The following is a 23,604-nucleotide window of genomic DNA, read 5'->3' on the forward strand; positions in this document are numbered from 1 at the left end:
CGATGGAGTGGACGGGCGCGAGGTACGCGGACACCCCGACCGTCGAGGTACGGCGCAGGATCGAGGCGGCGCCGCGGCGGGTGTGGGAGCTGGTGACGGACATCGGCCTGATGCCGCGCCTCAGCGACGAGCTGCAGTCGGTCCGGTGGCTGGGGGAGGCGACGGGCCCGGCGGTCGGCGCGCGGTTCGCCGGCCACAGCCGGCACGAGGCGTTCGGTTCGTGGGAGACCACGTCGTACGTCGTCGAGTGCGCGGCCCCGCGGGTGTTCGCCTGGGCGGTCTCGGACCCGCGACACCCCAGCGCCGTCTGGCGGTTCACCCTCGACGCGCGGGACGACGGGACCACCGACCTCACCCAGTGGATGCGGCTCGGGCCCGGCCGCTCCGGGCTCTCCGCCGCCATCGAGCGGATGCCGGAGAAGGAGCAGAAGATCGTCTTCGTACGGCTGCGGGAGTTCGAGCGGAACATGGGCGCGACGCTCGACGCCCTCAAGACACTGGCCGAAGAGGCGGCGCTCTGATGCGCACCTCGACGACGATCGAGGCATCCGGCGGGAACTGGCGCGAGACGGTCGACTTCGTGACCGAGGCCGAGAAGCTCGGCATGGACATCTGCTGGGTCGCCGAGGCCTGGGGATCCGAAGCGCCGTCCGCCCTGGGCTACTTGGCGGCGCGCACCGAACGGATACTGCTCGGCTCCGGCATCATCCAGCTCGCCACCCGCACCCCGGCCGCGATCGCCCGCGCCGCGATCACCCTCTCCAACCTCTCCGAGGGCCGCTTCCTGCTGGGTCTCGGACCGTCCGGGCCGCAGGTGATCGAAGGGCTGCACGGGGTGCCGTTCGCCCGGCCGCTGGCGCGGATGCGGGAAACGGTGGAGATCGTACGGATGGCGGTGGCGGGTGAGAAACTCGCCTATGCGGGGCGGGAGTTCACACTTCCGCTGCCCGGTGGTGACGCGAAGCCGATGCGGCTGTCGATGCGCGCGGAACACGAACTGCCCGTCCACCTGGCCACGTTGTCACCGAAGATGCTCCGGCTGACCGGTGAGGTGGCCGACGGCTGGCTCGGCACCAGTTTCGTGCCCGAGGGCGCCAAGGAGGCCTACTTCGACCACCTCGACGCCGGGCTCGCCGCGGCCGGCCGCACCCGAGCCGACCTCGACATCTGCCAGGGCGCCGAGGTGGACTTCGCGCGGGACGAGGAGTCCCTGCGCACCATCGTCGCGAGCCGCAAGAAGGAACTCGCCTTCAGCCTCGGCGGCATGGGATCCGCCTCGACGAACTTCTACAACCAGGCCTACAGCAGACAGGGCTGGGCCGAGGTCGCCGCCGCCGTGCGCGAGCGCTGGCAGTCCGGCGACCGGGACGGGGCCACCGAACTGGTCACCGACGACATGGTCCTGGCGACGACTCTCATCGGCACCGAGGACATGGTGCGGGCCCGCCTGAAGGTGTGGCGGGACGCGGGCGTCGACACGGTCCGGCTCTACCCGGCGGGCGACACGCCGGCCGCCCGCCTGACGACGCTCGGGCGGGCCATCGATCTCGTACGGGACGTGGACCGGGCCGCCGGGTGAGCGGGGACGCTCAGCGCGGCGCCGCGAGCCGCAACTTCGCCCCCGTGGCCGGCTGCGGTGGGGCGACGGTGGTGGGCTCCCCGGACCACCAGGCGATGTCGCCCTCTATGCGGCGCAGCAGGATGCCCTCCCGGATCGCCCAGGGGCAGATGGTGAGTTCGCGGATGTTCATCAGCTTCATCGCCGTGTGACCGACGAGCGCGCCGGCCAGGGACTGGGTCGCGCGCGGGGCCGAGATGCCGGGCAGTTCGGCGCGGCGCGCGGCGGGCAGGGCCGCCAGTTCACCGACGGCCGAGCGCAGCGCCTTGCGGGTGAGCGCCCGGCTGACGAAGGGGCCGTGCCGGCCGGCGGGCGCCCCGCACAACCGGGCGAGCTGCGTGAACGTACGGGAGGTGGCGGTCATCGTGACCGGCCCCTCCCAGCGGACCCGTGCCGCGACGTCCCTCAGCTGGTGCCGCACATGACGGCGCAGCTCCTTGAGGTCCGCTTCCGTGGGCGCGTCCTCGCCGGGCAGGTGGTCGCGGGTCAGCCGCCGGGCGCCGAGCGGCAGCGAGACCGCGAAGTCCGGCAACCGGCCCCGCCCGAAAGCGACTTCGAGCGTGCCGCCGCCGATGTCGAGGACACCGAGGGGCCCGGCGCGCCAGCCCATCCAGCGGCGCGCCGCGAGAAACGTCAGCTCGGCCTCCACCTCACCGGGCAGCACCCGCAGCCGTGCCCCCGTGCCTTCCTCCACGGCGCGCAGCACCTCGTCGCGGTTGGGCGCGTCGCGCACGATGGCCGTGGCGAAGGCGAACGGCTCGTCGCAGCCCCACCGTTCGGCCTCCCCGTACGCGTCCGCGACGGCCTCGACGATCCGCTCCACGGCCCGCGGTCCGAGTCTTCGGTCGCCGTCGACCTCCTCGGACAGCCGCAATCGGCGCTTGGCCGTGTGCACCGGCAGCGGCGCGCCGTTGCGCGCGTCCGCGATCGCCAGACGCACCGTGTTCGATCCGACATCCACCACACTGATCCGCATGATCGTTCGACTACCCGAAAGGCGCACCGTTCAAAGCCGTTTTGTCGCATTCATCGCGTTCATCGAGCCATCGCGGACAGCACCCAACTCCGCGACCCGGCCGGGTCGATGACCGCGTCGATCTCCAGGGCGGCCGCCGCGTTCAGTGCCTTCCCGTGCTCGTACAGCTCGGCGACCCGTGCGTCGAAGGCCCGCTCCCGCTCGGCCGGGTCGGCGATCGCGTCCAGTTCGCGCCGGTAGCCGAGCCGGACCGCGCCCTCCAGGCCCATGCCGCCGAACTCGCCGCTCGGCCAGGCCGCCGTCGCCAGCGGCGCCCGCGTCGAACCGCCCATCATGGCCATCGCGCCCAGCCCGTACGCCTTGCGCAGCACCAGGCAGACCAGCGGCACCGTGAGCCGCGCACCCGCGACGAAGAGGTCCGCGAACTGCCGCACCGTGGCGGTCCGTTCGGTTTCCGGGCCGACCATGAACCCGGGGGTGTCGCACAGCGAGAGCACCGGGAGGCCGAACGCCTCGCACAGGCGCAGGAACCGCGCGGCCTTGTCGGCGGCGTCCCGGTCGACCGCGCCGCCCAGATGCGCGGGGTTGTTCGCGATCAGGCCCATCGGGCGGCCCTCGATCCGGATCAGGGACGTGATGATGCCGACGCCGAAGCCGCGCCGCAGTTCGAGCACCGAGCCGGTGTCCGCGAGCCCCGAAATCGCGGTCCGTACGTCGTAGGCGCGCCGCCGGTTCTCCGGCACCGCATGCCGCAACAGCCGCTGGTCGGGCGCCTCCCAACTCCCGTGCTCAGCACGGAAGTAGGAGAGGTACTTGCGGGCCGTCCGCACCGCCTCCGCCTCGTCGGCGACGGGCAGGTCGACGACGCCGTTCGGCACCTGCACCGACAGCGGGCCGACGTCCTCGGGCCGGTGCACGCCGAGCCCGCCGCCCTCGATCATCGCGGGGCCGCCCATGCCGATGGTCGCCTCGGGTGTCGCGACGACCACGTCGCAGCAGCCGAGCAGCGCCGCGTTCCCCGCGAAGCAGCGGCCCGACGCGATCCCGACCAGCGGGACCCTGCCGCTGAGCCGTGCCATCCGGTGGAACGTCGTCACATTCAGCCCGGCGACCGACGTGGTGTCCGTGTCGCCGGGCCGCCCACCGCCGCCCTCCGCGAACAGCACGACGGGCAGGCCGCGTTCCTCGGCCACCTGCAGCATCCGGTCGGTCTTGCGGTGGTTGTTGAGGCCCTGGGTCCCGGCGAGCACCGTGTAGTCGTACGACATCGCGACCGCGGGCGCGCCGCCGATCCGCCCGGTGCCGGTGACCATGCCGTCCGCGGGCGTCGAGCGGATCAGGTCGTCGAGCGTCCTGCGCCGGCGTTGCGCGGCCACCGCGAGCGCCCCGAACTCGGTGAACGTGCCCGGGTCGCACAGCTCCTCGATGTTCTCGCGGGCCGTGCGGCGCCCGGCCGCGTGCCGTTTGGCGACGGCCTCCGGCCGGTGTTCGTCCAGGCCGAACGCGTGCCGCGCGAGAGACTCCAGGAGATCGGCGCGGATCAGGTCGGGGTGGGCGCCGGCAGCCGCGTCCTCCTGGGCGGGCCCGTCGTCGGTCACGTCGAGAAGGACCAGCTCGGCTCCCTCGGCGACGGTGTCCCCGACGGCCGCGCCTACGGCGCGTACGACACCGGAGCGCTCGGCGCGCACGACGTGCTCCATCTTCATTGCTTCGAGGACCAGCAACGTGCCGCCCGCGGCGACCGTCCTGCCGGGCGCCGTCTCGATCGCGATCACGGTGCCGCTCATGGGGGCCGTCACCGTGCCCGCCCCGACGGTGCGCTCCGGCGGTTCGGCCGGGACCAGCTCGGCGAGGTGCCGCTCCACGAACCCGGTGTCGATGCCGCCCGCCGTGAACCCCGGATGGGCAAGTGCCGTGCGCAGAAGGGGGATCGAGGTCCGTACGCCGTCGACCGTGAACTCGTCGAGAGCGCGCCGCGCCCGCGCGCACGCCGCCTCGAAGGTGCCGCCCGGCGTACGGGTCACCACCTTGGCGAGCAGGGAGTCGTAGCGCGTCCCGACCTCCGTACCGGTCCGCGCGGCCGTGTCCACGCGGACTCCGGGACCCGTCGGCACGTCGTACCGCGTGATCCGCCCGGCCGACGGGCGCACCGCCCCGTCCGCCGCCGTGACCTCGGCGTTCACCCGTACCTGCACGGCGAAACCGCGGGGCGCGGGTGGCTCCCCGGCCAGCCCCAGACCGGCGAGGCGCTCACCCGCCGCGATCCGCAGCTGGGCCGCCACCAGATCGACCCCCGTCACCTCTTCCGTCACCGTGTGCTCCACCTGGAGCCGCGGATTCGCCTCGATGAACACGAACTCCTCGCCCCGCACGAGGAATTCGACCGTGCCGAGCCCCTGGTAGCGGGCGGCCCGGGCCAGCCCCAGCGCGCTGCCGATCAGCCGGTCCCGCACGGCCGGGTCCAGGGCGGGCGCCGGAGCGATCTCGATCAGCTTCTGATGACGGCGCTGCGCGCTGCAGTCCCGCTCCCACAGATGCCCGACGCCGCCGCTGCCGTCGGCGACGATCTGCACCTCGATGTGCCGGGCGCCCTCCCACAGCCGCTCCACGTACAACTCGCCCCGCCCGAAGCTCTGTTGAGCCTCCGAACGGCACCGCTCCCACGCCTCGTCCAGCTCCTCGGCCGTGCGCACGACCCGCATCCCGCGGCCGCCGCCCCCGCCCAGCGCCTTCACCATCACCGGGCCCTCCGTGAGGAACGCCCGCGCCTGCTCCCGGCTCGTCCCGCCGTCGGTGCCCGGCAGCACGGGCACGCCCACCTCGACCGCGAGTGCGCGGGCCCGTGCCTTGTCACCGAAGAGGTCCAGCACCTCGGGCGACGGCCCGACGAAGACGACGCCCGCCTCGGCGCACCGCCGGGCGAGCGCCGCCGACTCGCTGAGAAAGCCGTAGCCGGGGTGCAGATACGCGCAGCCGGTGCGGCGGGCGACGGACACGAGCGCCGCCGCGTCGAGATAGCCCCCGGACGCCAACGGCACGACGTCGTCGGCACGGTGGACGTGCCCTTCGTCGCCCGGTTCGTGCACCGCCACCGTGCGCAGCCCCAGCTCGGCGGCGGCGCGCAGTACTCGTACGGCGATCTCCCCGCGGTTGGCGACGAGTACGGCGGCAGACCCCATGTGCCCCTCCGGAACGGTCGTGATCGGGTTCCGTCACTCTCATTGAAGCTGACGTCAACGTCAATGAGGGGCTCCCCGGGATCAGGAGGACGAGGCCGACCGTTCGAGCCATTCGCACGCGGCCCGCGCCGTGAACTCCTCCTGGCCGCCCTTGAACAACAGGTCCGCCGTGGTGAACGCGGGGTCGTCCGACCGCGCCGCGACATACGGCAGCGCGATGCAGCGCATGCCCGCCGCGTGCGCCGCAGCGGCACCCGGCGCCGCGTCCTCCAGGACCACACAGCGCGCGGGGCTCACGCCGAGCCGGCGTGCCGCCTCCAGGAACACGTCAGGGGCGGGCTTGCCGTGCTCGACCTCGTCCGCCGACACGTACCGCGTGAGCCGCGATCCGAGACCGGTGCCGCCGAGGATCGCCTCGATGGCCCGCGGCGACGAACCCGACGCCACGGTCATCGGCACGCCCGCCGCGTGCAGCCGCTCCACGAACAGCCGCATCTGCGGGAAGACGTGGGTGTCGGTGCGGGCCAGGTCCAGGTAGCGGACGTTCAGGTCGTCGAGAAGCTCGGAGGCCGGGGCGTCGATGCCGTATCTCCGTCGCCAGATCGCGACGGTCTCCAGGGTCGAGATGCCGACGTACGTCTCGTGGTCGGCCCAGGTGAAGTCCGTGACGCCGTAGCGGGCCAGGGTGCCCAGGGACGCCTTGAAGTAGTTCGGCTCGCTGTCGACGAGGGTGCCGTCGAGGTCGAAGACGACCGCTGTGTCGCCGAAGCGGTGGGGGGAGTCGTTGTGCGGGGCGTTCATGGCTTCAGCATGCAGGACCGGCGGTCCCCGGCACGGCCGCGCTCACCCGCGGTCCGCGGCCGCCGACCTGCCGATCGCCTCGACCAGCGGCAGCAGCCGGTGCGGCACCCGTTCGCGCAGGGCCACCTCGGTACGGGTGCGGACCACGCCGGGCAGCCGGTTGAGCTGCTGGACCACGTCCTCCAGATGACCGGCGTCGCGCGCGGCCGCGCGGGCCAGCAGATCGCCGCCGCCGGTGATGGAGTGCGCCTCGATGATCTCCGGTACCTGAGCGAGGGCGTCCCCGACCTCGCTCAGGTGGCCCTGCGTCACCTCGATGTGCACGAAGGCGAGCACCGGGTGGCCGAGAGCCGCGGGGGAGAGGGACGGCGCCACGCCCGTGATCACACCGTCCCGTTCGAGCCGGTCGAGCCGCGCCTGCAGGGTGCCGCGGGCGACGCCGAGGATGCGGGCGTACTCACGGACGCTGGTCCGCGGCTGTTCGAGGAGCAGGCGCAGGATGCGGGTGTCGAGCTGGTCCACGGCCATGGGGGTCTCGTGCTCCTTCGATGGCGCGGGTGATCATGCGCGACTGTACCAATGGCCCAGTACCGGCGCGCTGTGCTGAACCGGCGGCCCGGGGTGGCCCCGTCCGGCGACCGGGCGGGGACGGGGCCACCCCCGATGTTCCGCTGTACGCCGACTCACGTACGCCTGCCGGGGTAGGGCAACCGGGTAGATCACCCCGTGTATGTCAGCCCGCCCCGGCCACCCCCTGGAGTCTCCGTGCCGCACGCCTCGTTGTCCCGCCTGCCCCGCGCCGCTCTCACCGCGGCCCTCGCCCTCGTCGGTGTCGCCGCCGGGGCGCCGGCCGCGAGCGCCGCCGAGCCGGTGCCGGCGCTGCGGGTCCTCTCGTACAACACCTTCCTGATGAGCCGGAACCTCTACCCCAACTGGGGGCAGGAGCACCGGGCCGCGGAGATTCCCCGGGCCTCCTTCTTCCAGGGCAATGACGTCGTCGTCCTCCAGGAGGCCTTCGACAACTCCTCCTCTGACGCCCTGAAGAACGCGGCGGCGGCCGCCTACCCGTACCAGACTCCCGTGGTCGGCCGCGGCACCGGCGGCTGGGACGCCACCCACGGCGCGTACTCCGCCACCACCCCGGAGGACGGCGGCGTCACCGTCCTCAGCAAGTGGCCGATCCTGCGCAAGGAGCAGTACGTCTACGCGGACGCCTGCGGCTCGGACGCGTGGTCCAACAAGGGGTTCGTGTACGCCGTCCTCGATGTCGGCGGCACGAAGGTGCACGTGGTCGGCACGCACACGCAGTCCACGGACTCCGGCTGTGCCGAAGGCGAGGCACGGGCCGACCGCGCCCAGCAGTTCCGCGCGATCGACGGCTTCCTCGCCGGCCAGGACATTCCCGCCGCCGAACCGGTGCTCGTGGCAGGGGACATGAACGTCGACTCGCACGGCTCCGAGTACGGCTCGATGCTCACCGACGCGGGACTCACCGCCGCCGACGCCCGCACGGGGCACCCCTACTCCTTCGACACGAAGGAGAACTCCGTCGCGCGCTACCGGTACCCCGACGACCCGCGCGAGGACCTCGACCACGTCCTGTACAAGGAGGGCCACGCACGGCCCGCCCGGTGGACCAATGAGGTCGTGCCGGAGCACTCCGCGCCGTGGACCGTGCGGAGTTGGGGCACGGGCTACACCTACACCGACCTCTCCGACCACTACCCCTTGGTGGCGTCGGCCCGCTAGCGTCCGGCCCGCCCCGGGCCCAGCCCCTGGTACAGGCGCAGCAGCGTCGCGTCGTCGCCGAAGCCGCCCGCCTTGATGGCGAGCGGGATGCGGTGCCGTCCGGTCAACAGGCCTTGTGCCACGCCGGGTTCGGGCTCGTCGAGCAGGTCGAAGCCGTCCGCGCCGAGGTCGGTCAGGACGGCTGCGGCGGTCTCCCCGCCGGTGAGGACGAGGGCGTCGACCGTGCCACCGGCGACGAGGTCCCGCACCTGCCCGGCGAGGACCCGCAGCAGCGCGCGCGGGTGCCCGTGCCGGGTGCAGCACCCGGGCGTGCGGGGCGTGGCCGCGCAGCATGGCGAGCTGACGACGGGAGGCCGGGTTCGCGCTGCCGACGACGACCAGGGGTGCGTGAACCTGTCGCACGGGTACGGGAGTTGGCGCGCCGTCACCGAATCTGCGGGCCAGCGCCGCCGCGAGACCGGGCGAGCCCACCCATAGGACGTCCGCGCTGCGTGGCACGGCTGCCACCAGCCGGTCCAGGTCGGTGTCGGTCTCCGCGTCGCACACGAACACGCCGCCCGCGCCGGCCTCCGGTGCTGTCCCGCGCGCCACCCGTGTCGCCTCGGGCAGCAGCACCCGCAGCTCCGAGCAGCGCACCGGATGGACCGGATCGAGGCCGAACTCGCTCTCGCGCACCGGAACTTCGTCGACGTACTGGATGCCGTGCCGGGTGGTCCGTCGCTGCCCGGGGAACGCGGGTGCGACGATCACGGCGCGCCGGCCCGAACCCCGCCACGCGGCCCGCACCTCCTCGGCCAGGTGCCCGCGCAGCGTGGAGTCGACCGTCTTCAGGAGCACGTCGGCGCCGGCGAGGAGCCGGGCGGCGTCCTCGGTGCGGGACGCCGCGCGCTCCTCGTCGAGGACGCGAGTACCGAGGTCGACGGCGAGCACGCCGTCCCCGGGCGGGGGTGGCGCGGACAGTGGCGCGAAGAGGACGCGCGCCGCCCGGAACGGGGCGGCGCCGTCCCCCGCGCTGGTGAGGTCGTCGGCCAGGATCGCGATGCGCAAGGCGGTCCCCTTCACGGGTTACGGGTACGGGTCGCTGGTCGGCACCATGAACCCATACGCCCGTTCAGCGGCGGCCGGTGACCCCGGGGCCCGATGCCGTGGAGCCGCGGACCACGAGTTCGGGCATGAACACGAACTCGGTGTGCGGCGCGGGCGTGCCGCCGATCTCCTCCAGGACCGCGCGGACCGCCGCCTGGCCCATGGCCTGCACGGGCTTGCGCACCGTGGTCAGCGGCGGATCGGTGAACGCGATCAGCGGGGAGTCGTCGAAGCCGACCACCGAGACGTCGTCCGGGACCTCCAGACCGCGCTGCCGGGCCGCCCGGATCGCGCCGAGCGCCATCATGTCGCTGGCGCAGACGATCGCCGTGCACCCGCGGTCCATCAGATCGGACGCCGCGGCCTGGCCGCCCTCCAAGGTGTAGAGGGAGTGCTGCACCAGGTCGCGTTCGGTCTCGTCCGGGGCGAGGCCGAAGCGCTCCTGCATCGAGCGCACGAAGCCCTCGATCTTCCGCTGCACCGGCACGAACCGCTTCGGGCCGAGCGCGAGCCCGATCCGGTCGTGGCCCAGCGACGCGAGGTGCGTGACGGCCAGTTGCATCGCGGCCCGGTCGTCCGGCGAGATGAACGGCGCCTGCACCTTCGGCGAGAACCCGTCGACGAGCACGAACGGCACGCCCTGCGCGCGCAGTTGCTCGTAGCGCTGGGTGTCCGCGGTGGTGTCGGCGTGCAGCCCGGACACGTAGATGATGGCGCTGACGCCCCGGTCGACGAGCATCTCGGTGAGCTCGTCCTCGGTGGAGCCGCCGGGGGTCTGGGTGGCCAGGACCGGTGTGTAGCCCTGGCGGGTCAGCGCCTGTCCGATGGTCTGGGCGAGGGCCGGGAAGATCGGGTTCTCCAGCTCCGGGGTGATCAGCCCGACGAGCCCTTCGCTGCGCTGCCGCAACCGCACGGGCCGCTCGTAGCCGAGCACGTCCAGGGCGGCGAGCACCGACTGGCGGGTGGCCGACGCGACGCCCGGCTTGCCGTTGAGGACCCGGCTGACCGTCGCCTCGCTGACGCCCGCCTGTGCCGCGATGTCGGCGAGGCGCGCGGTCACGGGTGGGGACTGGGCCGGTCGCCGGGCAGCCTGTGCGGGCAGCTGCGTCATCGCACTCCTTGGGGGGACATCCTGACGGCGCCGGTGGCACCTGATGGCAAGAGTCCCGATGATCCCCGTGTCCCCTCGTCGTGGCAAGAGCTTGCAGTCCCTTGCAAGGTGCGATAGCGGTTGATAGTTGGACAGAACTCCCCACAATCGCGCCCCGTTTATGGGTCACGAAGCGATAACTCGCCACTATGGCTGCAATTTTTTGCTGCAAGGTCTTTCGCCGGGCTTGCTGCGCTGTTACGTTCACGTCGCCCGGCGGCGGCGACGGCGCGGTCGGCAAGTAGGCCAGAGGAGCGGACGGGACCGCTCCTCGCCCACTCACGGGCATTCACCCTCTAGGAGATCTCATGCGGCGTGGCATAGCGGCCACCGCGGTGGTGGCGTCCCTCGCACTCTCGGCGACGGCCTGCGGCGGTAGCGACGACGACGGCGGCAAGGCCTCGGGCCCGACCACCATCACGTGGTGGGACACGTCGAACGCCACCAACGAGGCGCCCACGTACAAGGCGTTGGTCAAGGACTTCGAGAAGGCCAACCCCGACGTCAAGGTCGAGTACGTCAACGTGCCCTTCGACCAGGCGCAGAACAAGTTCGACACCGCGGCCGGCGCCAGCGGCGCCCCGGACGTGCTGCGCGCCGAGGTCGGCTGGACCCCCGCGTTCGCGAAGAAGAGCTACCTGCTCCCGCTGGACGGCACCGAGGCCCTCGCGGACCAGGACAAGTTCCAGGCGAGCCTGATCAAGCAGGCCCAGTTCCAGGGCAAGACCTACGGCGTCCCGCTGGTCACCGACACCCTCGCGTTCGTCTACAACAAGGCGATGTTCAAGAAGGCGGGCATCACCGAGGCGCCCACCACCTGGGCCGAGCTGAAGGCGGACGCGGCCAAGGTCAAGGACAAGACCGGCGCCGACGGCTACTGGGGCTCCTCGGCCGGCTACTACGCCGAGCCGTTCCTGATGGGCGAGGGCACCGACACCGTCGACGCCACCGGCAAGAAGATCACCATCGGCTCCGCCGAGGCCAAGAAGGGCCTCACCACCTGGCAGGGCCTGTTCGACGGCAAGGGCCTGCACAAGGCCGACGTCACCGCCGACGCGTACGCCCACATCCAGGACGCGTTCGTCAACGGCAAGGTCGCCTCGACCATCCAGGGTCCGTGGGAGATCACGAACTTCTACAAGGGCTCGGCGTTCAAGGACAAGACGAACCTCGGCATCGCCACGGTCCCGGCCGGCTCCGCCGGCAAGGCGGGCGCCCCGACCGGCGGCCACAACCTGTCCGTGTACGCGGGCTCCGACAAGGCGCACCAGGCCGCGTCGCTGAGGTTCGTGAAGTGGATGACGTCGGCGAAGACGCAGGAGCAGATCGCCCTGAAGAACTCGACGCTGCCCACGCGCGCGGACGCGTACACCGCGAAGGTCACCGCCGACCCGGGCATCGCCGGCTACCAGAAGGTGCTGGCCGCCGCCCAGCCGCGGCCCGAGCTGCCGGAGTACAGCTCGCTGTGGACACCGATGGATCAGGAACTGCCGAAGATCGCCACGGGCAAGGAGTCCCTCGACAAGGGCCTGGACAGCCTGGAGACCTCGTTCGCCAAGCTCGTGCCCGACTTCACCAAGTGACACGAGGGACGCAGCCGTCCCAGTAGTTCGGCCGGTCCGCACCCCGGAGGGGAGGGCGCGGACCGGCGTCGACCTGATCAGAAGGTGCCCCGCCATGACCATCGCCGTCGACCGACCGACGCACCGAGTACCCACAACGCCGCGCCCGGGACCGATCCGGCGCCTGAAGGACTCGTACCGCAAGTACTGGTACGCGTACGTGATGATCGCCCCGGTCGTCGTCGTCCTCGGCGTTCTCGTCGGCTACCCGTTGCTGCGGGGCTTCTATCTGACGCTCACCGACGCCAACAGCCTCAACTCCGCCCGCACCATCGGCGTCAACCACATCGACGCCACCTACAAGTTCGTCGGCCTCGACAACTACGCCGACATCCTGTGGGGCCCGGCCTCCTACGACCGCTTCTGGTCGCACTTCATCTGGACCATCGTCTGGACGGCGCTCTGCGTCGCGCTGCACTACGGCATCGGGCTCGGCCTCGCCCTGCTGCTCAACCAGAAGATGCGCGGACGCACCTTCTACCGGCTGATGCTGATCCTGCCGTGGGCGGTGCCCACGTTCGTCACCGTCTTCGCGTGGCGGATCATGCTCGCAGACTCCGGGATCATCAACTCCTTCCTCGGCTCGCTGCACCTGCCGCAGCCCTCGTGGCTGGAGGATCCGTTCTTCCAGAAGGCCGCCGCGGTCCTCGTCAACACGTGGTGCGGCGTGCCGTTCATGATGATCTCGCTGCTCGGCGGCCTGCAGTCCATCGACGCCTCCCTGTACGAGGCCGCGGAGATGGACGGCGCGAGCGCCTGGCAGCAGTTCCGCCACATCACCCTGCCCGGGCTGCGCTCGGTCAGCTCGACGGTCGTCCTGCTCGGCGTGATCTGGACGTTCAACCAGTTCGCGATCATCTTCCTGCTGTTCGGCAACACCGCGCCGGACGCGCAGATCCTCGTGACCTGGGCCTACCGCCTGGGCTTCGGGCAGCAGCCGCGGGACTTCGCGCAGTCCGCCGCGTACGGCGTACTGCTCCTGTCGATCCTGACCGTCTTCACGTCCTTCTACTACCGCTGGTTGAGGCGCAATGAGCAGCTCGCCGTCTGACGCCGCAGGAGCCACCACCATGAGCACCACGACTGCCTCCGCATCGAAGGTCCCCGCGCAGCGCTCCACGCCGGTGACCGCTCCGGCCAAAGCACGCCGGGTGCGCCGGCGCGGCGAGCGCGGCCCGCTGGCGAGCGCCCTGTCGCACGGTGTCCTCGCCGTCGCGAGCCTGATCGCCCTGTTCCCCATCGTGTGGCTGGTCTACCTGTCGGCGGGGCCGGACAAGGACGACTACCTGCACCCGAGCGGCATCGCGGGCAAGGCGACGCTCGACAACTACGCGTACGTGCTGCAGCACACCGGATTCTTCGACTGGATGAAGTCGACGCTGGTCGTCGCGCTCGGCACCACCCTGGTCGGCGTGCTGTTCGCCGCCACCACCGGGTACGCCGTCTCGCGGATGCGCTTTCCCGGCTACCGGCCGCTGATGTGGGTGCTGCTGCTCACGCAGGCGTTCCCCATCGCCGTCCTGATCGTGCCGATGTACGAGATCTTCTCCGAACTCGGCCTCATCGACAGCTACGCAGGCCTCATCCTGGTCAACTGCACGACAATCGTGCCGTATTGCACCTGGCTGATGAAGGGCTACTTCGACACCGTGCCGATGGACATCGACGAGGCGGGCCGCATCGACGGGCTCTCGCCGTTCGGTACCTTCTGGCGGCTGATCCTGCCGCTGGCGAAGCCGGGTATCGCGGTCGCCGCGTTCTACGCCTTCATCACCGCGTTCGCCGAGGTCGCGTTCGCCTCCACGTTCCTGCTCGACGACTCGAAGTACACCTTCGCGGTGGGCCTGCAGAGCTTCATCAGCGAGCACGACGCGCAGTGGAACCTCATGGCCGCCACCGCGGTGTTGATCGCCATCCCCGTCACCGCCTTCTTCTACCTTGTCCAGAAGCACCTGGTCACCGGCCTCACCGCAGGCGGAACCAAGGGCTGAGACCCATACGAACACCGACCAGTAGCCGGCTCCTTTACGCAGCAAGGACACCATGACTCAGCACTCCACCGACGAGTCCCCGGCGTTCGCCACCACGACCCGTGAGACCACCGACTGGTGGCGCGACGCGGTCATCTACCAGGTCTACCCGCGCAGCTTCGCCGACAGCGACGGCGACGGCACCGGCGACCTCGAAGGCGTCCGCCGCCGACTGCCCTACCTGCGCGACCTCGGTGTCGACGCGGTGTGGCTCTCGCCGTTCTACGCCTCCCCGCAGGCCGACGGCGGCTACGACGTCGCCGACTACCGGGCCGTCGACCCCATGTACGGCACGCTCCTCGACGCCGACGGCGTGATCCGCGACGCGCACGGGCTCGGCCTGCGCGTCATCGTCGACCTCGTGCCCAACCACTCCTCCGACCAGCACGAGTGGTTCAAGCGGGCCGTCGCCGAGGGCCCCGGCTCGCCGCTGCGCGACCGCTACCACTTCCGCCCGGGCAAGGGCGCGAGCGGTGAACTCCCGCCCAACGACTGGGAGTCCATCTTCGGCGGCCCCGCCTGGACGCGGCTGCCGGACGGCGAGTGGTACCTCCACCTCTTCGCGCCCGAGCAGCCCGACTTCAACTGGGAGCACCCGGCCGTCGCCGACGAGTTCCGCTCGATCCTGCGCTTCTGGCTCGACATGGGCGTCGACGGTTTCCGTATCGACGTCGCCCACGGCCTCGTCAAGGCCGAGGGCCTGCCGGACCTCGGCTCGCACGAGCAGCTGAAGCTGCTCGGCAACGACGTCATGCCCTTCTTCGACCAGGACGGCGTCCACGAGATCTACCGCTCGTGGCGCACCATCCTCGACGAGTACGACGGCGACAAGGTCTTCGTCGCCGAGGCGTGGACCCCCACCGTCGAGCGGACCGCCAACTACGTGCGCCCCGACGAGCTGCACCAGGCCTTCAACTTCCAGTACCTGTCCGCTCCTTGGGACGCGGCCGAACTCCGCGCCATCATCGACAACACCCTCGACGCGATGCGGCCCGTCGGCGCCCCGGCCACCTGGGTGCTCTCCAACCACGACGTGACCCGGCACGCCACCCGCTACGCCAACCCGCCCGGCGGCACCCAGATCCGCACCCCAGGCGACCGCGCGCTCGGCCTGCGCCGCGCCCGCGCGGCGACCCTGCTGATGCTGGCGCTGCCCGGTTCCGCGTACGTCTACCAGGGCGAGGAACTCGGCCTGCCCGACGTCACGGACCTGCCCGACGAGGTGCGTCAGGACCCGTCGTTCTTCCGGGCCCAGGGCCAGGACGGGTTCCGCGACGGCTGCCGGGTGCCGATCCCGTGGACGGTGGGGGGCCCGTCGTACGGCTTCGGCGACGGCGGCAGCTGGCTCCCGCAGCCGAAGAGCTGGGGCGCCCTCAGCGTCGAGGCGCAGACCGGCGACGCGGACTCCACCCTGGAGCTGTACCGCTCCGCCTTCGCGCTGCGGCGTGCGCGGCCGGGCCTCGGCGCCGGTTCCAGCGTGACGTGGCGCGACGACGTCCCCGACGGCGTGCTCTTCTTCGAGCGGCCCGGGTTCGCGTGCACGGTCAACACGACCGGCGCGGCCGTCCGCCTCGCGGCGCCGGGCCGGGCGCTGCTCTCCTCCGGTCCGGTGACGGCCGAGAACGGTGCCGTCGAGCTGCCCGCCGACACGACCGTGTGGTGGGAGACGGTCTGAGGCGCTGACGCATGAAGAAGGGGGCCGGTGCCGTACCGGCCCCCTTCTTCATGCCCTCACCGTCACTTCCAGGTGTCGCTCGCCGTGTATCCGGTGCCCGAGCCCGTCGTGTACGACCGGTTGGCGCCGGACTCCCAGGTCACGTTCCCCGACGCGTCCTTCTTCAGGTACTTGTACGTGAAGGCCGTGCCCTTGGGGACGATGACCGACCGGCCCCAGGAGGGGTACGAGGCGGACGACAGCGGTATCGCGTCGTCCGGGTCCCAGGAGCCGAGCGAGGGGATCGAGCCGGCGACGTACACGTTCGTGCCGAGGCCGGTCGTGGCGTTCGCCGTGAAGCTGACGTCGGTGGCGTTCGCGTCCGCCACGTTCCAGGTGTTGTTCACCGTGGCCGGCGACGTGCCCGTCGTCAGCGTCCGGTTGGCGTTCGACTCCCAGGTGACGTTCCCGGAGGAGTCCTTCTTCAGGTACTTGTACTCGATCGAGGACGCGGCGGGTACGGCGATGTCCTTCTTCCAGACGGGGTAGCCGGTGGCGGAGAGCTTCACCGCGTTCGCCGTGTTCCACGAGCCGAGCGCCGCGGCCGAGCCGACGACGTAGACATCGCTGCCGGGGTTCGTCGACGCGTACGCGTCGAAGGAGGCGGTGACGGTCGAGCCGCCGCCCGAACCGCCTTCGCCGCCACCGCAGTTGACGGTGCAGACGTACGAGCCGTCGTAGAACGCGACCGCGCCCTTCGCCGGGACGGCCAGAGTGGCCCGGCCGCCGGAGACGGTGACCGAGGTGGTGCCGCCGTCGATCACGTTCTTGTACGTGCCGTCCGCGAGGCCCGTCGTGTAGGTGTGGGTGTTCGCGGACGACGAGTTGTTCAGGGCGACGAAGCCGCCGCTGCCCCGGCCGAAGCCGATCACGTTCGAGGCCGGCGACTGCCAGTTCGCGACACCGCCGCCCGCGACCGCGTTGTGCCAGGCGATCATCCCGGAGACGGCGGTGTCCCGGTCCAGGCAGGACCAGCCGGAGGAGCAGTTCGTGTCGGAGACGAAGCCGCCGCTGTTCGGAGGCGCCTCGTCGCTCTGGCTGAAGTTCCAGGCCGCGTACACCGACGGGCGGCCGTACCCGCGCGCCAGCTGGAACACGTTGGCCAGCACCGCCGTCGCGCCGTCCTTGTAGCTGAGCGTGTAGCCGTTGCGCTCGGTGTCGTGGTTGGTGACGAACGTGTTGGAGTTCGCCTCGTTCGCCAGGCCCCAACTACTGCCGAACGACGACAGATTGGCGATGTCGCCGCCACCGAACTGGGACTTCATGGCGGCCGCGTACGTGAAGTCGAGGACGTCGCCGTTGTTGTAGTAGTCGCCCAGGGCGGGCGGGTTGCCCGGGTAGATCTCCTGGGTGATGTACGGGGCGTCGCCCGCCGTCGTGGCGTGCAGCGCGCCCACGATGGCGTTCATGTCGGCCGTCTCGATGTGCTTGGCGGCGTCGACGCGGAAGCCGTCGACACCCAGGTCGATCTGCTTGTTGAGGAAGCCCGCGATCTTCTGCCGGACCCCCGGCTCGGAGGTGTCGAGGTCGGGCAGGCCGAGCAGTTCGCAGTGCTGCACCTCGTGCTGGTCGGACCAGTTGGAGATGGTCTTCGTGCAGTCGTCGCTGTCGGCCGGGTCGTAGTCCGGGGTGTCGTACTTGTTGCTGATCGTGGTGCCCGCGTAGCCGGTGCCGGTCTGCGCGGCCGTGTGGTTGATGACGGCGTCCGTGTAGACCTCGACGCCCGCCGCGTGACAGGTGTCGACCATGCTCTTGAAGTCGCCCGCACTGCCGAACCGGCTGTCCAGGCTGTACGAGTACGGCTGGTAGACGTCCCACCAGAAGTAGTTCGCCTGCTTGAGGGACTCCTCGGGCGGGGCGACCTGGACGGCGCCGTAGCCGGCCGGGTCGAGGACGTCGGTGCACTCCCGGGCGACCGACTTCCAGTTCCACGACCAGAGGTTGGCGATCACGTCGCCGTTCTTGACGCCTGTGTCGGCGGCGGACGCGCTCTGTGCGGGCAGGGCGACGATGCCGCCGAGCGTCAGGGCTCCGACGGCGAGAGCGGTGGCGGTGCGGCGCTTTCTCCTGGGGGACCGGGTGGCGGATGGATGCATGTGCGGCTCCTGAAAGTGGGGATTTCATCCCGTCCGCGGCAGCTGTGGGACGGGCAGCGCACCGTGAGCGTGGGGGAGTCGAGAAGGCCGCGTCAATAACCTCGTTGAAAGTTCTTGCTGTTGGTTGCAGAACTCTTGCAGCAAAGTTCCTGCAAGCGATACGGTCACGCGGCGGACCGGTGCCGCCCGCCCGCGCCCCGGATTCACGCACGTCAAGAGCCCTGTTTCCGCGAGGAGTTCCGCCTTGAGCCGCACGCATTCCACCCCGCGCAGACGGGCCGCCGCGTACTCCGCGGCCGCCGCGCTGCTCCTCACCCTGGCCCAGCCGCTCGCGGCCCGCGCCGCGGCGCCGCCCGCGCCGCCGTCCGACGCGAAGCTGGCCGCCGAGCCCGCCCGCCATGACCTGACCCGCGAGCAGTACTACTTCGTCCTCCCGGACCGCTTCGCGAACGGCGACGCGTCCAACGACAAGGGGAGTCTGACCGGTTCGCGCCTCGCCACCGGCTACGACCCCACCGACAAGGGCTTCTACCAAGGCGGCGACCTCAAGGGCCTGACCAACCGGCTGGACTACATCAAGGATCTCGGCACCAGCGCGATATGGCTGGCGCCGATCTTCAAGAACAAGCCCGTACAGGGTGAGGGCAAGGACGCCTCGGCCGGCTACCACGGCTACTGGATCACCGACTTCACCCAGGTCGACCCGCACTTCGGCACCAACGCCGACCTGAAGACCCTCATCTCCAAAGCCCACGGCAAGGGCATGAAGGTCTTCTTCGACGTCATCACGAACCACACCGCCGACACCGTCGACTACACCGAGAAGACGTACAACTACCGCCCCAAGGGCGCCTACCCGTACCTCGACACCGAGGGCCGCCCCTTCGATGACGCGGCCGACGCGGCCGACAGCAAGAGCACGGCGAAGGTCGACACGGACTCCTTTCCGTACACGCCGAGGAACACGGGCGAGATGGTCCCGTCCTGGCTCAACGACCCGACCATGTACCACAACCGCGGCGACTCGACCTGGGAGGGCGAGTCGACCACGTACGGCGACTTCTCCGGACTCGACGACCTGTGGACCGAGCGGCCCGAGGTCGTCAAGGGCATGGAGGACATCTACAAGAAGTGGGTGCGGGACTTCGCCGTCGACGGCTTCCGCATCGACACCACCAAACACGTCGACCTGGCCTTCTGGACCCAGTGGGCGACCGCCCTCGACACGTACGCCGCCCAGCGCGGCCGCGACGACTTCTTCATGTTCGGCGAGGTGTACTCCGCCGACACCGACGTCACCTCCCCGTACGTCACGCGGGGCCGCCTCGACGCGACGCTCGACTTCCCGTTCCAGGACGCGGCCCGCGCCTACGCCTCGCAGGGCGCGTCGGCCGACGAACTCGCCAGGGTCTTCGCGGACGACTACAAGTACGCCACCGGCAAGGCGAACGCCTACGAGCAGGTCACGTTCCTCGGCAACCACGACATGGGCCGCATCGGCTCCTTTCTGAAAGCCGACAATCCGAAGGCCTCCGACGCCGAGCTGCTGCGCCGCGACCAGCTCGCCAACGAGGTGATGTTCCTGTCGCGCGGCAACCCCGTCGTCTACTACGGCGACGAGCAGGGCTTCACCGGCCCCGGCGGCGACAAGGACGCCCGGCAGACGATGTTCGCCTCGAAGGTCGCCGACTACCTCGACGACGACGAACTCGGCACCGGCCGCACCCACGCCGACGACGCGTACGACACCACGCATCCGCTGTTCAAGGCGATCGCCGCGCTCTCGAAGCTCCGCAAGGACAACCCGGCGCTCGCCGACGGAGCACAGAAGGAGCTGTACGCCGAGGACTCGGTGTACGCCTTCTCGCGCACCGGCGAGGACCGCGAGTACGCCGTGGCGGTCAACAACGCCACCGAGGCGAAGACGGTCGAGCTGCCGGTCGAGTCGGCGAAGTTCCGTGCCCTGTACGGGGGTTCGGGCACGGTCAAGGCGTCCGGCGGGCACATCGAGGTCACCGTCCCGGCCCTGTCGTCACTCGTCCTGCGCGCCGAGAGCAAGCTCCCCGCGCCGGCCGGCAGGCCCACGCTGTCGCTGAAGGCCCCGGCCGCGGGCGCCACCGGCACGGTCACACTCTCCGCCGACCCCGGGAGCAGCGCGTCCGCCCGCGTGGTCTTCGCCGCCCAGGCAGGGAACGGCGCGTGGCGCACCCTCGGCTCCGTCGACCACGCCCCGTACCGGATCACCCAGTACCTGCCGGACACCGTGTCGGCCGGAACACCACTGCGCTACAAGGCAGTTGTGGTCGACCGTGCCGGACGTACCGCGAGCGCCCTCGCCGCATCGACGGCGGGGCAGCCGCCCGCGCCCGAGAAGCCGACCGCCGTCGACCGCGACTACGCCGTGGTCCACTACAAGCGCACGGACGGCGACTACGACGGCTCCACCCTCAAGTCCGGTGACCAGACTGGAAGGTTCATCGGGCGTGACGCCTACGGAGCCTTCGCCTGGGTGAAGGTCCCGGACGGCGCGGGCGCACTGACATACACCATCGAGAACGGCGACGGCGCCGACGGACCGCAGCGCACCGTCGACCTGGCGAAGACCGGCGAGGTCTGGGTCGCACAGGGCAAGGACGACCAGACGACGACGCGCCCCGACGGCGTCTATCCGCCGCAGGACGAGAAGAAGGCCGTCGTCCACGTCCACCGCGCCGACGGCGACTACGACGGCTGGGGTCTGCACACCTGGACCGGCGCAGCGAACCCCACCGACTGGTCGAAGCCGCTCCAGCCCACCGGCGAGGACGCCTACGGCCTGATCTTCGAGGTGCCGCTCGCCGACGGCGCGACCTCACTGAACTACATCCTCCACAAGGGCGACGAGAAAGACATCTCCACCGACCGCGCCCTCGACTTCGCCACCTACGGCAAGGAGGTGTGGCTCACCTCGGGCGACACCAACTACCTTCTGCCGTCCGTCGGTTCGGGAGGCGACCTGGACCTGTCCGCGGCGAAGGCGCAGTGGATCGACGCCGACACCGTCGTCTGGAAGGTGACGGCCACCGCCGCCACCAGCCAGCAGCTCGTCTACGCCCCCGAAGGCGGCATCACCGTCCAGGACGGGGCCCTGAGCAGCGAGGGACACTGGCTTCGGCTGAACCCCGGCGCGCTGACCGACGCGCAGAAGGCCGAGTACCCGCACCTGAAGGACTATCCGGCGTTCACCGTCGACCCCCGCGACCGCGACCGGGTACGTGACGCGCTGCGCGGGCAGCTGATCGCGACGCAGCGCGCGGCGAACGGAGCCCTGCTCACGGCCACCGGGGTCCAGGTCCCGGGCGCCCTGGACGACGTGTACGCGGGCGCCGCGGAGAAGGCCTCCCTGGGGCCGGTGTTCAAGGGCGGCGAGGTCACCCTGTCCGTGTGGGCGCCGACCGCGCGGGACGTGCGCCTCGAACTGGGCGGCAAGGAGCGGGCGATGCGCCGCGACGCCGCGAGCGGCGTGTGGTCCGTCACCGGTTCCGCGGCGGCCTGGCGCGGCAAGCAGTACCGGTACGCCGTGACCGTCTGGGCGCCGAGCGTGCAGAAACTCGTCACGAACAAGGTCACCGACCCCTACTCGGTGGCCCTCACCGCGAACTCGGAGCGCAGCCTCGCCGTCGATCTGGACGACAAGTCCCTGGCCCCGAAGGGCTGGACGGGCCTGGCCAAGCCGAAGGCCGTCGCCATGAAGGACGCGCAGATCCAGGAGCTGCACATCCGCGACTTCTCGGTGGCCGACGACACGACACCCGAGAAGGACCGCGGTACCTACCTCGCCTTCACCGACAAGAAGAGCGACGGCACGAAGCACCTGCGCGACCTGGCCGCATCCGGCACGTCGTACGTGCACCTGCTGCCGGCCTTCGACATCGCCACCATCCCCGAGAAGAAGTCCGAACAGGCGACGCCCGACTGCGACCTGGCGTCCTACGCCGCCGACAGCGACCAGCAGCAGGAGTGTGTGACGAAGGCGGCCGCCAAGGACGCGTTCAACTGGGGGTACGACCCGTACCACTACACCGTGCCGGAGGGCTCGTACGCCTCCGACCCGGACGGGACCCGGCGCACCGTCGAGTTCCGGAAGATGGTCAAGTCCCTCAACGAGGACGGGCTGCGCGTCGTCATGGACGTCGTGTACAACCACACGGCGGCCGCCGGACAGGACAAGACGTCCGTGCTCGACCGGATCGTGCCGGGCTACTACCAGCGGCTCATGGAGGACGGCTCCGTCGCGAACTCCACATGCTGCGCGAATACCGCGCCCGAGAACACCATGATGGGCAAGCTCGTCGTCGACTCGATCGTCACCTGGGCCAAGGAGTACAAGGTCGACGGCTTCCGCTTCGACCTGATGGGCCATCACCCCAAGGCCAACATCCTCGCCGTCAGGAAGGCCCTCGACGCGCTCACCGTGAAGAAGGACGGCGTCGACGGAAGGAAGATCATCCTCTACGGCGAGGGGTGGAACTTCGGCGAGATCGCCGACGACGCCCGCTTCGTGCAGGCCACGCAGAAGAACATGGCGGGCACCGGCATCGCCACCTTCTCCGACCGGGCGCGCGACGCCGTGCGCGGCGGCAGCCCCTTCGACGAGGACCCGGGCGTGCAGGGCTTCGCCTCGGGCCTCTACACCGACCCCAACTCCTCGACGGCGAACGGCACATCGGCCGAGCAGAAGGCCCGCCTGCTGCACTACCAGGACCTCATCAAGGTGGGCCTGTCGGGCAACCTCGCGGCCTACGAGTTCACCGACAGCGACGGGAAGAAGGTGAAGGGCTCCGGCGTCGACTACAACGGCGCGCCCGCCGGGTACGCGGACGCCCCAGGCGACGCTCTCGCCTACGCGGACGCGCACGACAACGAGTCCCTGTACGACACGTTGGCGTACAAGCTGCCCGCGACCACGAGCACGGCGGACCGCTCGCGCATGCAGGTCCTCGCGATGGCCACGGCCGCGCTCTCGCAGGGCCCCGCCCTGTCGCAGGCGGGCACCGATCTGCTGCGGTCCAAGTCCCTGGACCGCAACTCGTTCGACAGCGGCGACTGGTTCAACGCCGTCCACTGGGACTGCCGGGCGGGCAACGGCTTCGGCCGGGGTCTGCCACCGGCCGCCGACAACCAGCCCAAGTGGCCGTATGCGAAACCTCTGTTGACGTCGCTTCAGGTTCCCGGCTGCGCCGCCGTCAACGGCACGTCCGCCGCGTACCAGGACCTCCTGAAGATCCGCACGGCCGAGCCGGCCTTCCACCTGGCCACGTCCGGCCAGGTCCAGAAGGAGCTCTCCTTCCCGCTCTCCGGCAAGGGCCAGACGCCGGGCGTCATCACCATGCGCCTGGGTGACCTCGTGGTCGTGCTCAACGCGACCCCGCAGCGGCAGGGTCAGACGGTCGCGGCGCTCGCCGGGTCCGGCTACCGGCTGCACCCGACGCAGTCCGGCGGCTCGGATGACGTCGTCAAGTCGGCGTCGTACAAAGCGGGTTCGGGGACATTCGAGGTGCCCGCCCGTACGGTGGCGGTGTTCCTGCACAAGTGAGCCGGCGC

The 23,604-nt window shown here is 70.9% G+C and carries 15 protein-coding genes and 1 pseudogene; 8 read left to right on the forward strand and 8 right to left on the reverse strand.

Translation table 11 applies throughout. The features are described 5' to 3' along the window. Nucleotides 1-2 precede the first annotated feature (2 nt). Both AB0J02_RS17250 and AB0J02_RS17255 read left to right on the forward strand, forming a co-directional pair. Nucleotides 3-521 carry an SRPBCC family protein gene (locus AB0J02_RS17250; RefSeq protein ID WP_363194489.1) on the forward strand — a complete coding sequence of 173 codons (519 nt, stop codon included), beginning with the start codon at nt 3-5 and terminating at the stop codon, nt 519-521. Next, the gene (locus AB0J02_RS17255) at nt 521-1,579 is read left to right on the forward strand and encodes an LLM class flavin-dependent oxidoreductase (RefSeq protein WP_363194490.1); all 1,059 of its coding nucleotides are present in this window, start codon (nt 521-523) and stop codon (nt 1,577-1,579) included. Before AB0J02_RS17250 ends, AB0J02_RS17255 begins: the two co-directional genes overlap by 1 nt. Before the next feature lie 10 nt (nt 1,580-1,589). Here the strand turns inward: AB0J02_RS17255 and AB0J02_RS17260 are convergent, their stop codons facing one another. The 4 genes from AB0J02_RS17260 to AB0J02_RS17275 form a co-directional block, all read right to left on the reverse strand. After that, nucleotides 1,590-2,594, reverse strand: a complete 1,005-nt coding sequence (locus AB0J02_RS17260) for a Ppx/GppA family phosphatase (RefSeq protein ID WP_363194491.1) — start codon at nt 2,592-2,594, stop codon at nt 1,590-1,592. 59 nt (nt 2,595-2,653) lie between these two features. Beyond that, entirely contained in the window at nt 2,654-5,773 is a 3,120-nt protein-coding gene (locus AB0J02_RS17265) for a carboxyl transferase domain-containing protein (protein WP_363194492.1), read from the reverse strand. Between the two features lie 81 nt (nt 5,774-5,854). After that, nucleotides 5,855-6,574 carry an HAD family phosphatase gene (locus AB0J02_RS17270; RefSeq protein WP_363194493.1) on the reverse strand — a complete coding sequence of 240 codons (720 nt, stop codon included), beginning with the start codon at nt 6,572-6,574 and terminating at the stop codon, nt 5,855-5,857. Between the two features lie 42 nt (nt 6,575-6,616). Then, complete coding sequence (locus AB0J02_RS17275; protein ID WP_363194494.1) at nt 6,617-7,102, reverse strand: Lrp/AsnC family transcriptional regulator; 486 nt, start codon at nt 7,100-7,102, stop codon at nt 6,617-6,619. 237 nt (nt 7,103-7,339) lie between these two features. Between AB0J02_RS17275 and sph the strand changes: the two genes are divergently transcribed. After that, entirely contained in the window at nt 7,340-8,323 is a 984-nt protein-coding gene (sph, locus tag AB0J02_RS17280; protein ID WP_363194495.1) for a sphingomyelin phosphodiesterase, read from the forward strand. Here sph and AB0J02_RS17285 read toward each other — a convergent pair. From AB0J02_RS17285 to AB0J02_RS17295, 3 genes and pseudogenes are all read right to left on the reverse strand, one after another. Further along, the gene (locus tag AB0J02_RS17285) at nt 8,320-8,751 is read right to left on the reverse strand and encodes a nucleotide-binding domain containing protein (RefSeq protein ID WP_363194496.1); all 432 of its coding nucleotides are present in this window, start codon (nt 8,749-8,751) and stop codon (nt 8,320-8,322) included. The two genes, sph and AB0J02_RS17285, sit on opposite strands and share 4 nt — an antisense overlap. Before the next feature lie 73 nt (nt 8,752-8,824). Beyond that, nucleotides 8,825-9,385: pseudogene (locus AB0J02_RS17290) on the reverse strand (four-carbon acid sugar kinase family protein); the annotation flags it as partial. A 49-nt stretch (nt 9,386-9,434) separates the two neighbouring features. After that, entirely contained in the window at nt 9,435-10,469 is a 1,035-nt protein-coding gene (locus tag AB0J02_RS17295; protein ID WP_363194568.1) for a LacI family DNA-binding transcriptional regulator, read from the reverse strand. A 398-nt stretch (nt 10,470-10,867) separates the two neighbouring features. Between AB0J02_RS17295 and AB0J02_RS17300 the strand changes: the two genes are divergently transcribed. The 4 genes from AB0J02_RS17300 to AB0J02_RS17315 all read left to right on the forward strand — a co-directional run bounded on the left by AB0J02_RS17300 (nt 10,868) and on the right by AB0J02_RS17315 (nt 15,886). Continuing rightward, the gene (locus tag AB0J02_RS17300; protein ID WP_363194497.1) at nt 10,868-12,142 is read left to right on the forward strand and encodes an extracellular solute-binding protein; all 1,275 of its coding nucleotides are present in this window, start codon (nt 10,868-10,870) and stop codon (nt 12,140-12,142) included. Nucleotides 12,143-12,236: 94 nt separating this feature from the next. Continuing rightward, a complete protein-coding gene (locus tag AB0J02_RS17305; RefSeq protein WP_363194498.1) occupies nt 12,237-13,232 on the forward strand; it encodes a sugar ABC transporter permease in 996 nt (331 codons plus the stop codon). A 19-nt stretch (nt 13,233-13,251) separates the two neighbouring features. Next, a complete protein-coding gene (locus tag AB0J02_RS17310; protein WP_363194499.1) occupies nt 13,252-14,172 on the forward strand; it encodes an ABC transporter permease subunit in 921 nt (306 codons plus the stop codon). 52 nt (nt 14,173-14,224) lie between these two features. Beyond that, nucleotides 14,225-15,886: a glycoside hydrolase family 13 protein gene (locus AB0J02_RS17315; protein ID WP_363194500.1), complete on the forward strand. Its 1,662-nt coding sequence runs from the start codon at nt 14,225-14,227 to the stop codon at nt 15,884-15,886. A 62-nt stretch (nt 15,887-15,948) separates the two neighbouring features. Here AB0J02_RS17315 and AB0J02_RS17320 read toward each other — a convergent pair whose 3' ends face one another. Continuing rightward, entirely contained in the window at nt 15,949-18,021 is a 2,073-nt protein-coding gene (locus AB0J02_RS17320; RefSeq protein WP_363194501.1) for a carbohydrate-binding module family 20 domain-containing protein, read from the reverse strand. Between the two features lie 304 nt (nt 18,022-18,325). Here AB0J02_RS17320 and pulA point away from each other — a divergent pair, with 304 nt between their 5' ends. Then, nucleotides 18,326-23,596, forward strand: coding sequence for a pullulanase-type alpha-1,6-glucosidase (gene pulA / locus AB0J02_RS17325; RefSeq protein ID WP_363194569.1), 5,271 nt, complete (start codon nt 18,326-18,328; stop codon nt 23,594-23,596). Nucleotides 23,597-23,604 lie beyond the last annotated feature (8 nt).

Source organism: Streptomyces sp. NPDC050264, assembly GCF_040655895.1.
GTDB lineage: Bacteria > Actinomycetota > Actinomycetes > Streptomycetales > Streptomycetaceae > Streptomyces.

Excerpts from the sequence above, each read along its gene's own strand:
- AB0J02_RS17250 (WP_363194489.1), top strand. The coding sequence starts at position 3 with ATGGAGTGGACGGGCGCGAGGTACGCGGACACCCCGACCGTCGAGGTA.
- AB0J02_RS17255 (WP_363194490.1), top strand. The coding sequence starts at position 521 with ATGCGCACCTCGACGACGATCGAGGCATCCGGCGGGAACTGGCGCGAG.
- AB0J02_RS17260 (WP_363194491.1), bottom strand. The coding sequence starts at position 2,594 with ATGCGGATCAGTGTGGTGGATGTCGGATCGAACACGGTGCGTCTGGCG.
- AB0J02_RS17265 (WP_363194492.1), bottom strand. The coding sequence starts at position 5,773 with ATGGGGTCTGCCGCCGTACTCGTCGCCAACCGCGGGGAGATCGCCGTA.
- AB0J02_RS17270 (WP_363194493.1), bottom strand. The coding sequence starts at position 6,574 with ATGAACGCCCCGCACAACGACTCCCCCCACCGCTTCGGCGACACAGCG.
- AB0J02_RS17275 (WP_363194494.1), bottom strand. The coding sequence starts at position 7,102 with ATGGCCGTGGACCAGCTCGACACCCGCATCCTGCGCCTGCTCCTCGAA.
- AB0J02_RS17300 (WP_363194497.1), top strand. The coding sequence starts at position 10,868 with ATGCGGCGTGGCATAGCGGCCACCGCGGTGGTGGCGTCCCTCGCACTC.
- AB0J02_RS17305 (WP_363194498.1), top strand. The coding sequence starts at position 12,237 with ATGACCATCGCCGTCGACCGACCGACGCACCGAGTACCCACAACGCCG.
- AB0J02_RS17310 (WP_363194499.1), top strand. The coding sequence starts at position 13,252 with ATGAGCACCACGACTGCCTCCGCATCGAAGGTCCCCGCGCAGCGCTCC.
- AB0J02_RS17315 (WP_363194500.1), top strand. The coding sequence starts at position 14,225 with ATGACTCAGCACTCCACCGACGAGTCCCCGGCGTTCGCCACCACGACC.
- AB0J02_RS17320 (WP_363194501.1), bottom strand. The coding sequence starts at position 18,021 with ATGCATCCATCCGCCACCCGGTCCCCCAGGAGAAAGCGCCGCACCGCC.